We start from the raw sequence: 12,313 nt of genomic DNA on the forward strand, positions 1-12,313 counted from the left end.
ATTGCACCGCTCGCGCCTAATCGCAATCGCCATTAGTGGCCATGGTTCGGCCCCTTTTCCGCGCCCCATGCCTTATCCCACAAGCGATGTTTTGCGCGCCGCTTGCCGCATCTTTGACCGGAGTGTTCATGCAGTTTCTTTTCGCCAGCGCCGCCCCCACACAGGTTCGTCTGACCGCGCGGATCGTCAATCAGGACGACACGCCCGATGATCTGGACGCTGCGGTAATTGATGGCGCCAAGGCTGCCCGTTTCATTGGACGTGCTGGCCAGGTGTTCGAACACTTCGCGATGGATGACGGCGCGCTTGTCCGCCTGGGTTTGGCGGGAGCGGGCGAAGTTGAAGCAGAGGCCCGGGCGGCGAATGTCGAGAAAGCGGGCGGAGCGCTGGCGGCCAAGTACGTCGCCTCGGGTGAGACCGATATGATCCTTGACCTTGGTCGAGCCGATCTGTCCGGCGAAGAGGCCGCTCGAGCCATGTTGGGTCTGCGGCTGCGTTCGTGGCGTTACGACGCCTTGCGCACAAAGCTTTCGACCGAGAAGAAGGTCTCGCTCGAGACCGTGCATGTGGTCAACGCGCCCGAAGGCACACAGGCTGCATGGGAAAGCGCCTCTGCTATCGCCGAGGGCGTCGAGTTCACCAAGCGTCTGACCACCCTGCCTGCGAATATCCTGTATCCAGAGAGCTTTGTGGCCCTGTGTGAAGAAGCGTTCGAAGGCACGGGAGCCGAGATCACTGTCCTCGACGAGCCAGCTATGGAAGCGCTTGGCATGGGGGCTCTGCTTGGTGTGGGCCAGGGATCGCGGCGCGAATCGCGCCTGCTCGCGATCCGCTGGAATGGCGGCAAGGGCGGCGAAAGGCCGACCGCCGTCGTCGGCAAGGGTGTGACCTTCGACACGGGCGGCATCTCCTTGAAACCGCCTCCGGGCATGGAGGACATGAAGTGGGATATGGGCGGCGCGGGTGCCGTGGCCGGCGGGATGCTGGCTCTGGTTAAGCGCAAGGCGAAAGCCAACGTGGTCGCCGTCATGGGTCTTGTGGAGAATATGCCCGATGGCAACGCGCAACGTCCCGGCGACATCGTGACGACGATGAGCGGCCAGACGGTCGAGGTGCTCAACACCGACGCTGAAGGCCGTCTCGTCCTGTGCGACGCGCTGCATTGGGCTCAGGAAACCTTCTCGCCGGCGCGCATTGTCGATTTCGCGACGCTAACCGGCGCCATGATCATCGCGCTTGGGCATGAGCATGGCGGTCTTTTTGCCAACGACGATGACCTGGCAGACCAACTCATCAAGGCGGGCCGTGCGACGGGCGACACCTTGTGGCGCATGCCCATCGGCCCGGCTTACGACAAGCTCATCGATTCGCCGATTGCGGACATCAAGAATGTCGGCCCGCGCCCGGCTGGATCGATCACCGCGGCTCAGTTTCTGGGCCGGTTCATCCAGAAGGACACACCCTGGGCGCATTGCGACATTGCGGGCACCGTCTGGTCCGACAAGCCTGGGCCCACCCATGAAAAGGGTGCTACAGGGTGGGGCGCGCGGCTTATCGACCGGATGATCTCCGACAACTTCGAGCAATAGGAGGGATTTTGCCATCCCCAAGATGCGCAAGAAATCCGATCTTCCCACGAAGATTTGCGAGACCTGCGGGCTGCCCTTCTCCTGGCGGAAGAAATGGGCGCGCGACTGGGAGAATGTGCGCTATTGTTCAGAGCGCTGTCGGCGCACTAAGCCGTCGGCGTAGACCCGGTGGCCTCATACAGCGGAGCGATAGGCCTGACCAATGGCGAAAATCGACTTCTGGCAGCTGTCACGCGACCCGGTGGAAAAGGTCACCGCGCTGATCGCCCAGCGCGTGCTCGATCAGGGAGAGCGGCTTCTTGTCGTGAGCGCGAGTGACGAGCAGCGCGCCGCGATCGCAAGGGGCTTGTGGCAAGCCGGGCCGGACAGTTTCCTCGCGAACGGCGAGGCGCGCGCCCCAGGCGCAGAGCGTCAGCCCATCCTTCTTTCCGACAGTCTTGAGGCGGCCAACGGCGCCACCCACGCAATCTTCGCGGACGGTACCTTTCGCGATGCGCCCGATTTTTCGCGCACGTTTCTGCTGTTCGACGAGGCGAGCCTCCGGCACGCGCGCCAGACCTGGAAGGCGCTTTCGGACCGGGAAGGTGTTGAGCGCGCCTTCTTCCGGCAGGACGGGGGCAAGTGGGTCAAAGTCGCCTGATCCGCTGATGGCTTGCGCTCGTCGCCGGGATCGGAGACAGTGCATTATCGGCTTTGGGAGACAATTCATGCGTTCAACACTCGTGTTCATCGCGCCGCTTGCCTGCGCGCTTGCCGCGTGCGGATCGGAAACATCGGGCACATTCACCGGTGAAGATGGCGAAACCGGCGAATACACAATCGACAACTCGACCGGTGAGACGACCGCCACCATCACGACCGACGATGGAACCGCAACCTTGCGTTCGGGCACGAACGTCCCGGTCGAACTTCCCTCTGGATTCTCGGTTTATCCGGGCGCTGACGTGGTCTCGAACACGGTGTTCAAGCAGGGTGCGGGCTCGGGAGCGCTTGTCACCATGAAAAGTGAGGACAAGCCGGAAAAGCTCGCGGCGTTCTACAAGCAGCAGGCGGAAAGCGCCGGGATCAAGATCCAGATGGAGATGAAGACCAATGGCGCTCAGATGATCGGTGGCGAGGCGCCCGATGGTTTGACGTTCTCGGTGATCGCGAGCCCTGAGGGCGAGGGCAGCACGGCTCAGCTTTCCGTGGGCACCAAGGGGGATTGAGTGCGCCTTGCCGGGTGAGACCGGCGATGGTTTCACTCGAAACTTGAATTGCCTGGGAACGAGAGGTAGGGGCCGCGCAAATTCGTCCGCGCGCTAGCCGGCGCGCCTTCATTCAAGGATAATTGCCATGGCGCTCACCCGCACTTTTTCGATCATCAAGCCCGACGCCACGCGCCGCAACCTGACCGGTGCGGTGACCAAGATGCTGGAGGAGGCTGGCCTTCGTGTCGTCGCCTCCAAGCGCATTCACATGAGCCGCGAGCAGGCTGAAGGCTTTTACGCCGTCCACAAAGAGCGGCCCTTTTTTGGCGAGTTGGTCGATTTCATGATCAGCGAGCCGGTGGTTGTCCAAGTGCTTGAGGGCGAAGACGCCGTAACCCGTAACCGCGATATCATGGGCGCGACCAACCCAGCCGAGGCGGACGAAGGCACGATCCGAAAGACCCACGCGCTCTCGATCGGCGAAAACACTGTGCACGGCTCCGACAGCGAGGAAAACGCGGCGACCGAGATCGCGTTTTTCTTCAGCGACGACGAGATCGTGGGCTAAGCCTGCGTGACCCGAGCGAACTCGTAAGGGGCCGTCCGTTTGGGCGGCCCTTTTGCTATGCGCTCTGGAAACGGGCGAGCTGAGCGGAGTGGGCTCGGTGCTGGCCGTTGCGACTTGCGGACATCGCCTTGCGCATGCCTGAAAGCGCGGCGAGACTCAGCTCGATACCCAGATCGCCATAAGCGCGGGCGATTGCGCTCTCCCAGTCGGCGGTCATCTCCTCAAACGTGATGCGGGCGACCGCCCCGTTCCACGCGCGCAGCGCGCCTTCGCGTCGCTCTTCGCGCAACGCGATCTTGCGATCCCACTCGGCCTCGATCGCGGCGAGATCGACGGTGTCCGATTGCACCGCCATCTGGTTGGCCACCAGTGACACCGCGCTGCGATGCACCGCTTTGCGGTCGCGGGTGGCGATGATCAGTCGCGCGTCCGGAAACTGCGCGAGAAGCTCAGGCAGGTTCTCGGAAAAGACGGGCACTTTGAGCACCCGCGGGCGATCGGCATTTCCTCGATGCGCGGCGTCGGTTCTCAGCACCCTTGCAAACTCGCGATACACGCTCGCGGCGTCGCGCGCTTCGCTCCATGCGGAGTAGGACGGGATGCGCCACTGGCTTTCATAGATCGAGTGCTGGAACGCGCCCGCGAGCCAGCCGAGCTCCTCTTCAACCTCGTCGCTGGCCACAGGATGGATCGACTGAAGCCAGGGGTTGAGCGCGCCCAGAAACGCGATTTCGAACGCGGCCTTCCACTCGCGCAGGTCAACAGCGCGCCCCGGCACAGGGTGAAAGGCGTCGCAATACCGCGTGTGCGAATGCGCGGGATCGGCAGCCAGCAGTTTGTGGATCCGGGTGGTGCCGCTGCGCATGTGGCCGACAATGATAATCGGCGGGGCAAGCGGTGTTTGCGCCATCGCCGGGCGCTCCATCCAGACCTGACCCATCCGTAGGCGGTTGCGGATGGCCCGCTCCAACTGGCCATGCGCCATGACCCGCCCCAAGGGATTGAGATCCGCTTCTTCACGCGCAGCTTCTGCAAGCTGATCGAGCCGTGCGCGAAAATCGTCAACATCGGCCTCGGATCGCTGGGCGTGTTCCGCTTCCCTGGCGGCTTGGCCGAGCGGTCTGGCGGCGCTCTCCCACAGTGCGCCCGCTTCGAGCAGCGGGGGTGGGAGCCATCCCTTGTCCCAGGCCTCGACCAATAAGCGGTTGGCGCGATCCACGCGCGGGCTGCGGGCAAGCGGATGGGGGCGGGGAGGGGGCGCCTTCAACGCGGAGCCCTCAGAATGGCTCGGCCGCGTTGAGCTGCCGGGTCAAGCGCGATGGCGCGGCGGTGCGCCAGCTACGCTCCAGCCATTCGCCGACATGCGACCAGTCGACATCTGGACGGTTGAGAATCACGCCGACCCAGCCGCTTGCGCCGTAATAGGCCGGCCTGAAGTAGACCTCCGGCTGCGATTCCGTGAGGCCGTGCAGTTCGTCCATCCCACTGGTCTTCACCAGAACAGCGACGTGTTCGCTGCCATGGTGTCTCACCGAGAAATGCGCGAAGAACCTGCCCGATTTTTCGGTCCCGACGCGAAAGCCGGGGGAGCCGTGGCTGTCCTTGGCGTGGGTTTCGGGAAGCGCCAGCGCCAGTTCGGCAACGCGGGCGTAAAGGTATTCGGGATCGCTGCCCCGAGCGACGTATTCCGCCAGGGCGCGCGGATACAATTGATGCTCGGCGAGCTTTACGCGCTGTGCGAGGCTCTCAGGCGTATCGCCTGGGGCGATGGCCACCCGCGCTTGCGCCAGCACCTCTCCAGCGTCCAGTTCCGGCGTCACCAGATGAACGCTCGCGCCCGCGTGACTATCGCCCGCTGCGATCGCGCGCGCGTAGGTGTCCAGGCCCTTGTATCTGGGGAGAAGCGAGGGGTGAATATTGAGAATCCGGCCCGCCCAACGCTCGACGAACGCATCGGAAAGGATGCGCATGTACCCTGCAAGCACGATATACTGCGCGCTGCTTTCGCGCACCGCGGCCTCCATAGCCGCGTCGTGGTCCTCGCGACTGTGGCCCTTGTGTGAGTGCGCGAAGGTCGCGACGCCCTCGAGCTCGGCCAGAGCGAGTCCTTCGGCCTGCGGGTTATTGCTGGCGACAAGAACGATTTCGAACGGCGCCTTTTCAGCCCGGCTTGCGTAAAGCAACGCGGCCATATTGGTGCCGGTACCGGAGATGAAGATCGCGACCTTTGCGGGCGGGTTAGGCAAGATGGGTGGCCTTCCAGTCGCCCCGCGCGCCCCAGATGCCCTGACCGCCTTGCACCGTGCACCCGCGCTCGCCGGATACGATCGATCCCACGGTCACGACGGTCTCGCCCGCCTCTCGAAGTCTGGCGGTCACCGCCTCGACCCGGTCTTCGGCAACGCTCAGCACCATACCGACGCCGCAATTGAACGTGCGCGCCATCTCTTCAGGTTCGATGCCGCCTTGCGCCTGGAGGAACGCCATGAGGCGTGGCTGAGACCACAGTCCGGCGTCGATACGCGCGTGCGCGCCGCTGGGCAGGATACGCGGGACATTTTCAAGCAGGCCGCCCCCGGTGATATGCGCCAGGGCGTTGATCTCGCCCTCCCGGATCAGCGGTAGCAGGCTCGCGACGTAAATGCGCGTCGGCTCAAGCAGCGCGTCGATGAGCAGACATTCCTGATCGAACAGGGCCGGGCGATCAAGCCTCCAGCCAAGATCGTCGGCCAGGCGCCGGACCAGCGAGTAGCCGTTCGAGTGCACACCCGAGCTTGTAAGGCCGAGAAGGACGTCGCCCGGCGCGGCGCGCTCTCCGGTCAATTGCTCGCCGCGCTCCACGGCGCCGACGCAGAAGCCGGCCAGATCGTAGTCTCCTGCGCCGTACATGCCCGGCATTTCAGCCGTTTCGCCACCGATAAGCGCACAGTTGGCCTGTTTGCAGCCTTCCGCAATGCCAGCGATAACCCGTTCGGCAATCCCGGTCTCAAGCTTTCCGGTCGCAAAATAGTCCAGAAAAAACAGCGGCTCGGCGCCTTGCACGATCAGATCGTTGACGCACATGGCGACAAGATCGATGCCCACCGTGTCGTGTCGGTTGTGATCGATCGCCAGTTTCAGCTTCGTGCCCACACCATCGTTGGCGGCCACCAGCAGCGGATCGGAGTAGCCCGCCGCCTTGGGGTCGAAGAACCCGCCAAAGCCCCCCAACTCGCTGGTCGCCCCCGCACGCGCTGTCGCTTTGACCAGCGGCCCGATGGCGCGCACCAGAGCGTTGCCCGCGGCGATGTCCACACCGGCGTCGGCATAGGTGTAGGATGCGTTCTTGCCTCTCATGCCATTGGCTTTAGCCTTTCGGGCTTGGAATTCCACTCGCCTTTGGGCAAAGACCGTCGCGATTTCCCCGATGCTGACGCGCACCCAGTCCTCCCGCCCGTTTTCCGAGGCCCGTTCGAGACCATTCTGGCCCGCGCAATTGAGCCGATTTCGACCCATCGGTGCCGCGCTAGTGGCGCTGGGTCTGCTTGGTGCGGGCTACGCTTTCGTGCTTGCGCAGGTTACCGGAGAGCGCGGAATTGCTCCGACAGCGTCGACTTCGGACATCGAAATCCGCGGTATCCAGGTCGATGTCACAGGGAAGAGCGCCCAAGACGCCCGCGAGAAAGGCTGGCGCGAGGCCCAAAGGGCTGCATGGGAGCGCGCCGGAGGCCCGAGCATTTCGGACGGGCAACTGGCTGGTCTGGTCTCCTCGATCGTGATCCAGCGTGAACAGCTCGGACCACGGCGCTACATTGCGACACTGGGCGTCATCTTCGATCGCCAACGCGCCAGCCCGTTTCTTGGTGGACGCACGCAGACCCGGTCATCTGCGCCGATGCTGGTTGTACCGGTGATGGCGACAGCCGGTGCGTACACGGTCTTCGAGGTGCGCAACCCGTGGCAGCGCGCTTGGGCCGAGTTCAATCCGGGCACCAGCCGCATCGACTATGTGCGTCCCAGCGGCGCGGGGGGAGACTCGCTGCTGCTGACCTTTGGGCAAACGGGCCGTCGAAGCCGCACGTGGTGGCGTAGCACGCTCGATCAATACAACGCCGCCGATGTGCTCATCCCCGCCGCGCGCCTTGAGCACCAATTTCCGGGCGGCCCGATCACGGGCACTTTCACCGCGCGCTATGGCCCCGATAGCAGGGTACTTGAGACCTTTACGCTCACCGCGGACAGTCAGAACGCGCTGCAGGATATGCTCGGAGAGGCCGTGGCGCGCATGGACGCCATCTTCGAGCGCGCTCTGGCGGACGGAAAATTGCGGCCCGATCCCACTCTGAGTGTAAGCGGGCTGGGAGAAGTGGATCCAGCGCTCCAGCGACTCATCGACATTGGTCGGGCCATACAGCAGCGCGAAGAAGCCGCGGCGTTGGCCGCGTCTGGCGAGGGCGCGCCCGTTGCATCGCAAGAGGGCCAGCCGCCGGTCGTCGAGACGCCCGAACCGCCGCAGGTGCCCGCGCGAAGTGTCGTCGTTCAGTTCGCATCGCCCAACGCGTCGGCCTTTGACGCGGCGCTTTCGAGTGTGCGCGCGACGCCCGGCGTGCGTGCTCTCGCGGTCACCAGCACGGCGATCGGTGGTTCGTCCGTCATGACTGTCAGTTTTGGCGGCACGCCAGAGCAGCTTGCCGAAGCGCTGCGCGCGCGCGGCTTTACCGTCAACCAGAGCGGTCGCACGCTCGCCATCAGCCGATAGCGGGCTTCGAAGAGGCGTGTGTCCGTGCCATCCGCGACAGCTCCCGTTTCGCAGATCGCCCTTCCGCTTGAACCGGCCGGATCAGATCAAGTCTCGCGCATCGTGGTTGGCAACGCCAACGCCGAAGCCGTCGAAGCGCTGCGCGAGCCCGGACGCTGGCCATTTCACACCGCAATCCTCACTGGCCCGCCGCGATCCGGCAAGACCTTGCTCGGACGTTGGGCGGCGGCGCAAGGCGTCGATGTTATCGATGACGCGGAAAAGGTGGAAGAAGACGCGCTGTTTCATCGCTGGAACGCCAGTCAGCAGGGTGGCTCTCGGGCCGGAGAGCCCTTGTTGCTGATCACCAGCGCGCAGCCATGGACCATCGCTTTGCCCGATTTGCGTTCGCGTCTTGGCGGCTCTTTGCACCTCGAACTCGGTGAACCCGATGACGCCATGGCCGCGCAATTGATCGAATCCCTCGCCGCGCAGCGCGGTCTTAGCCTTGCCGACGGAGCGACCGACTACCTTGTGCCGCGAACGGCGCGAAGTTTCGCCGATCTGGAGCGTCTTGTGCGCATGATCGACCAAATCAGCTTGGAACGCGCCGCTCCGGCCACCATGTCGGTATGGCGCGCGGCGCTGGAAGCCGTGCAAGGGCCGGAGCAAGCCAACCTTCTGTAGGAACAAGAGGGCGTTGGTTGCATTTGCTCGCGGATGGTGAAAGGCAAGAGGCTGGTGTAAGGAGACAGCTCATGTTTGATCGGCTGACATCCTATCTGGACTCTATCCGAGAGCGCGATCCCGCTCCGCGCTCGCGCTGGGAAATCCTCTTTTATCCGGGGGTCTTGGCGCTTGGTTTTCATCGCGTGGCCCATTGGCTGTTTGTGGCCAAGCTCTATTTCCTGGCGCGGATGGTCAACCATCTGTCGCGCTTCCTTACCGCGATAGACATCCATCCGGGCGCGAGAATTGGGAAGAACTTCTTTATCGATCACGGATTTACGGTCATCGGTGAAACCGCCGAGATCGGCGACAGCGTCACTATCTATCAGTGCGTGACCCTGGGCGGTACAAATCCCACAAACGGCAAGGGCGGTAAACGCCATCCGACGCTTGAAGACAACGTGATCATCGGTTCAGGCGCGCAGATCATCGGCCCAATCACGGTCGGTGAGCGCGCGCGGGTGGGAGCCAGCGCCGTGGTGATGGAAGATGTCGCCGCAGGCGCGACGATGGTGGGCTTCAAGGCGCGCTCGACTCTGGTTCCGGCCGAGGAGTGGATCAAGGAGTTCATTCCGTATGGCTCTACGCCGCAATGCGAAGACGCCGAGGGCAATCGCGTCGATTGTATTGAGAAGCTCGAAGGCGAACTGGCTGCGTTGCGGGCCGAACTGGCCGCGCTGAAGGCTTCCGTGAACAAGCCGCAGCCTCATGAGCCGGTGCAGGCAAGCCTGGATCTTGGCGGTGCGAAGAGCGGGACGCACGACGAATGAGTTCAGGCAGCGGGCCGCGGGGCCACGGAGCCGGTGCAGCAACAATGGGTCAGGTCCTGGCTTTCCCTGGCGCCTCACCCAATGGCCAAAGGGCGCAGGTCGCGTTCGAACGCGACGAGTTGCAGCGCATCCTTGATCTGTACGGACGCATGGTCGCAGCTGGGCAATGGCGGGACTACGCGATGGACTTTGAAAAGGCCTTTGCAAGCTTCTCCGCCTTTCGTCGCGCCGCCGAGCGCCCTCAGGCGCGGATCGAGAAGCGTCCCGCCTTACGGGTCAAGCAGGGCATGTGGACGCTGTTCGGCGAGCATGGCCAAATTTTGAAGCGCGGGCACGAGCTTGCCAACGTGCTTGCGCCGATCGAAAGGCGACTGCTCAAGGCGGTCGAGGACGAGTAGGCTCCGTTCTGATCGCCCTAAAGCGCGGGGCGTGTGGTTGCGAGCGGGACCACCATTTCCGGTTTCGGCAGCTTGGCCTGCACGGTTTCCGGCAAGGCGCCGACCACAGCCGCGCGGATGGTCTGCCAGAACGCCGAAAGGCTGAGGAGAGCTGAACCGATGATGAGCGCGGTCAGCGCGAAGCCCAGCTCAACCGCCCCGAACTCGCGGAACAGAAAGGCGAGGGCGAACAGCACATAGGCCAGAGCCGAAACCAGCAGCGCGCGCCGGTCGATCGCGAGAGCCACAAGGCCAAAAGCGATGTACACTCCCAGCACCGCGAACGCCGCGCCAGCCGTAATCACGCCTTCGGTGACGCCAATAAGCGCGAAAACCGGGTGCGCGATCAGCGGCGCCGCGACAAGGTGCATCCAGAAGGCGACATCGCTGCGCCGCGTGGTGCGCTCCAGATCCGACATGTCCCAGCGCATGGCTAAGGTGAAGACGACACCGCCTGCGACCAGAACCGAGACCAGAAAGGTCGGCGTGTCGGGCTCGATCTGGAGGACGCCCGCCAGCGCAAACAACAGCGACACAACCGCAACGCCCGTTGCGGCGGCGACGGTGATCGGTACCTGGAAGCGGCGCCAATGAAGCAGGGCCGCCCCGGCCGCAATGAGCCCGGAAAGCACAATCAGAAGCGCGCCGATCCCTTCATCCACGTTGGCTCCAAGCGCCATCCCGACGCCAAAGACGCTGACAAAAGCGCCGCCAACGAAGGCGAGAAGGAGCAAGATCGAAGGGAGAGCCATGCGCCGCGCGCGGGTGAAGAACTCGGACAAGGGCCAGGCCGTCACTGTAACGAACAGGCCAGCCAGAGCGGCCGATACGCCCGTCGAATATCCATTTGCCGCGCGCCACGCCTCGCGCTGCGCATCGCTGGGCTCGGGCACCCGGTTGAAGAACTCAAAGGCCGTTTCGACCGGTGCGATGACGCCACCCAGAGCCTGTCCGATCGCACCTACGGCGACCAGCAGGATCACGATCCCGATCGCAACGAAGATATCGTTGAAGCTGTTGATCAGCTTGAAATTCTCTTCCGACTGCCGGGGAAGGGCGCGCGCCCGGCTGATGTGGGAGCGAAAGCTGGCGGCGGCTTCGGCGCTCAGCGCTCCAGCGGCTACAGCCGAATTGATGTCGTCTTCGGAATACATGTCGCGCCCACTCCAACGTGTCGAAGCAAGGCGGGTACGCCAGGTGTGTTATCATGTCAATACACGCAAGGTGTAGTGCCCCCCAGATTTGGACGGCCAAAAAGACTAGGGGCGAGAAGCTATCGAACGCTTCCCGCCCCTTTGGGTGTTTCGGCAACTCTGGCCTGAGGGCTTAGCCGCGCGCGCTTGACGGGCCGGTGCCCGTCACCTTTTGCATCGCCGTTAGGATGGCGCCCGACTGCTCGGAACCCGATTGCGGCGCTTTGAGGTTGGTGAATTCGTTGATCTTGTCCCAATTCGCGGCGAAGCCTTCCACGGTCCGCTCGCCATCGGGTAGCCAGACTGCATCGTTCATGACTACCCAGGCCGAATGGAATCCGCCCGCGCCCGCGCCCACGATCTGGTTGGTCGGCGCATCTTCGCTGACCAGGAAGAGCGCGGCGGGAACCACGTTTTCAGGCGCAAACAGCTTGAAGGCTTCTTCGGGGAAGAGGTCTTCGGTCATCCGTGTGCCCGCGACCGGGGACAGCGAGTTGACGCGGATATTGTATTTCGCGCCTTCAAGCTGGAGCGTCTTGGTAAATCCGGCCAGGCCCAGCTTGGCCGCGCCGTAATTCGCCTGGCCGAAATTGCCGAACAGGCCGGTCGAAGACGCGGTCATCAGCACGCGGCCATAGCTTTGCTCGCGGAAGGTTTCCCAGCACGCCTTGGTGACGAAAGCCGAGCCGGTGAGGTGGACTTTCAGGACGAACTCAAAGTCGTCCGGGGTCATCTTGGCGAAGGTCTTGTCGCGCAGGACGCCCGCATTGTTGATGAGGATGTGGACGCCGCCCCATTTCTGCTTGGCGTCGGCGACCATCTTTTCCATCTGATCGTATTCGGTGACAGAGCCGCCATTGGAGATGGCCTCGCCGCCCATCTTCTCGATTTCCTCGACAACCTCGAGCGCCATGTCCGAATGGCCCGTTCCGTCGCGCGCGCCGCCCAGATCGTTGACGACAACCTTTGCGCCGCGCTTTGCCAGTTCCAGCGCGTAGGCACGACCGAGACCGCCACCGGCACCGGTTACGATCGCGACCTTGTCCATAAAGTCGATGCTCATGAGAATTCCTCCCTCGGGGGTTTATGAAGGCGCGCGCTTGACGCGCGCGTAAAGCCA

Annotated in this window: 14 protein-coding genes; 9 read left to right on the plus strand and 5 right to left on the minus strand. The window is 63.6% G+C overall.

What is annotated here, in order from left to right; all coding sequences use genetic code 11:
• Positions 1 to 128: 128 nt before the first annotated feature.
• The 5 genes from QNI87_RS09575 (at position 129) to ndk (ending at position 3,347) form a co-directional block, all read left to right on the plus strand.
• Positions 129 to 1,589, plus strand: coding sequence for a leucyl aminopeptidase (locus QNI87_RS09575; protein ID WP_300595986.1), 1,461 nt, complete (start codon positions 129 to 131; stop codon positions 1,587 to 1,589).
• A 13-nt stretch (positions 1,590 to 1,602) separates the two neighbouring features.
• Complete coding sequence (locus tag QNI87_RS09580; protein ID WP_300596105.1) at positions 1,603 to 1,752, plus strand: DUF2256 domain-containing protein; 150 nt, start codon at positions 1,603 to 1,605, stop codon at positions 1,750 to 1,752.
• Positions 1,753 to 1,791: 39 nt separating this feature from the next.
• A complete protein-coding gene (locus QNI87_RS09585) occupies positions 1,792 to 2,229 on the plus strand; it encodes a DNA polymerase III subunit chi (RefSeq protein WP_300595987.1) in 438 nt (145 codons plus the stop codon).
• 67 nt (positions 2,230 to 2,296) lie between these two features.
• Positions 2,297 to 2,797, plus strand: a complete 501-nt coding sequence (locus QNI87_RS09590) for a hypothetical protein (protein ID WP_300595988.1) — start codon at positions 2,297 to 2,299, stop codon at positions 2,795 to 2,797.
• A 127-nt stretch (positions 2,798 to 2,924) separates the two neighbouring features.
• Positions 2,925 to 3,347, plus strand: a complete 423-nt coding sequence (gene ndk, locus QNI87_RS09595; protein WP_300595989.1) for a nucleoside-diphosphate kinase — start codon at positions 2,925 to 2,927, stop codon at positions 3,345 to 3,347.
• 55 nt (positions 3,348 to 3,402) lie between these two features.
• On the opposite strand, the gene QNI87_RS09600 is transcribed toward ndk, so the two are convergent.
• From QNI87_RS09600 to purM, 3 genes are read right to left on the minus strand one after another with little or no spacing between them, the layout of a single operon-like run.
• Entirely contained in the window at positions 3,403 to 4,614 is a 1,212-nt protein-coding gene (locus QNI87_RS09600) for a sulfotransferase (RefSeq protein ID WP_300595990.1), read from the minus strand.
• Between the two features lie 10 nt (positions 4,615 to 4,624).
• Entirely contained in the window at positions 4,625 to 5,596 is a 972-nt protein-coding gene (gene purN, locus QNI87_RS09605) for a phosphoribosylglycinamide formyltransferase (RefSeq protein ID WP_300596106.1), read from the minus strand.
• Positions 5,586 to 6,683, minus strand: a complete 1,098-nt coding sequence (gene purM, locus QNI87_RS09610; protein WP_300595991.1) for a phosphoribosylformylglycinamidine cyclo-ligase — start codon at positions 6,681 to 6,683, stop codon at positions 5,586 to 5,588. Before purM ends, purN begins: the two co-directional genes overlap by 11 nt.
• A gap of 70 nt (positions 6,684 to 6,753) precedes the next feature.
• On the opposite strand from purM, the gene QNI87_RS09615 reads away from it, so the two are divergent.
• The 4 genes from QNI87_RS09615 to QNI87_RS09630 all read left to right on the plus strand — a co-directional run bounded on the left by QNI87_RS09615 (position 6,754) and on the right by QNI87_RS09630 (position 9,961).
• Entirely contained in the window at positions 6,754 to 8,085 is a 1,332-nt protein-coding gene (locus QNI87_RS09615; protein ID WP_300595992.1) for a heavy-metal-associated domain-containing protein, read from the plus strand.
• A gap of 24 nt (positions 8,086 to 8,109) precedes the next feature.
• A complete protein-coding gene (locus QNI87_RS09620) occupies positions 8,110 to 8,751 on the plus strand; it encodes an ATPase (RefSeq protein WP_300595993.1) in 642 nt (213 codons plus the stop codon).
• A gap of 71 nt (positions 8,752 to 8,822) precedes the next feature.
• Positions 8,823 to 9,563 (plus strand): serine O-acetyltransferase EpsC, encoded by a 741-nt coding sequence (gene epsC / locus QNI87_RS09625; RefSeq protein ID WP_300595994.1) that lies wholly within the window; start codon positions 8,823 to 8,825, stop codon positions 9,561 to 9,563.
• A complete protein-coding gene (locus QNI87_RS09630) occupies positions 9,560 to 9,961 on the plus strand; it encodes a DUF2794 domain-containing protein (RefSeq protein WP_300595995.1) in 402 nt (133 codons plus the stop codon). The genes epsC and QNI87_RS09630 overlap by 4 nt, the downstream gene beginning before the upstream one ends.
• A gap of 17 nt (positions 9,962 to 9,978) precedes the next feature.
• Here QNI87_RS09630 and QNI87_RS09635 read toward each other — a convergent pair whose 3' ends face one another.
• The gene (locus tag QNI87_RS09635; protein ID WP_300595996.1) at positions 9,979 to 11,154 is read right to left on the minus strand and encodes a hypothetical protein; all 1,176 of its coding nucleotides are present in this window, start codon (positions 11,152 to 11,154) and stop codon (positions 9,979 to 9,981) included.
• Between the two features lie 172 nt (positions 11,155 to 11,326).
• Positions 11,327 to 12,256, minus strand: a complete 930-nt coding sequence (locus QNI87_RS09640) for an SDR family NAD(P)-dependent oxidoreductase (protein ID WP_300595997.1) — start codon at positions 12,254 to 12,256, stop codon at positions 11,327 to 11,329.
• Between the last annotated feature and the right edge of the window lie 57 nt (positions 12,257 to 12,313).

Source organism: Erythrobacter sp., from assembly GCF_030066995.1.
Taxonomy (GTDB): Bacteria; Pseudomonadota; Alphaproteobacteria; order Sphingomonadales; family Sphingomonadaceae; genus Erythrobacter.

What these genes read in the sequence shown, in the direction of transcription:
- QNI87_RS09575 (WP_300595986.1), top strand. Translation starts at nt 129, where the DNA reads ATGCAGTTTCTTTTCGCCAGCGCCGCCCCCACACAGGTTCGTCTGACC.
- epsC (WP_300595994.1), top strand. Translation starts at nt 8,823, where the DNA reads ATGTTTGATCGGCTGACATCCTATCTGGACTCTATCCGAGAGCGCGAT.
- QNI87_RS09630 (WP_300595995.1), top strand. Translation starts at nt 9,560, where the DNA reads ATGAGTTCAGGCAGCGGGCCGCGGGGCCACGGAGCCGGTGCAGCAACA.
- QNI87_RS09615 (WP_300595992.1), top strand. Translation starts at nt 6,754, where the DNA reads ATGCTGACGCGCACCCAGTCCTCCCGCCCGTTTTCCGAGGCCCGTTCG.
- ndk (WP_300595989.1), top strand. Translation starts at nt 2,925, where the DNA reads ATGGCGCTCACCCGCACTTTTTCGATCATCAAGCCCGACGCCACGCGC.
- QNI87_RS09590 (WP_300595988.1), top strand. Translation starts at nt 2,297, where the DNA reads ATGCGTTCAACACTCGTGTTCATCGCGCCGCTTGCCTGCGCGCTTGCC.
- QNI87_RS09640 (WP_300595997.1), bottom strand. Translation starts at nt 12,256, where the DNA reads ATGAGCATCGACTTTATGGACAAGGTCGCGATCGTAACCGGTGCCGGT.
- purM (WP_300595991.1), bottom strand. Translation starts at nt 6,683, where the DNA reads ATGAGAGGCAAGAACGCATCCTACACCTATGCCGACGCCGGTGTGGAC.
- QNI87_RS09585 (WP_300595987.1), top strand. Translation starts at nt 1,792, where the DNA reads ATGGCGAAAATCGACTTCTGGCAGCTGTCACGCGACCCGGTGGAAAAG.
- QNI87_RS09635 (WP_300595996.1), bottom strand. Translation starts at nt 11,154, where the DNA reads ATGTATTCCGAAGACGACATCAATTCGGCTGTAGCCGCTGGAGCGCTG.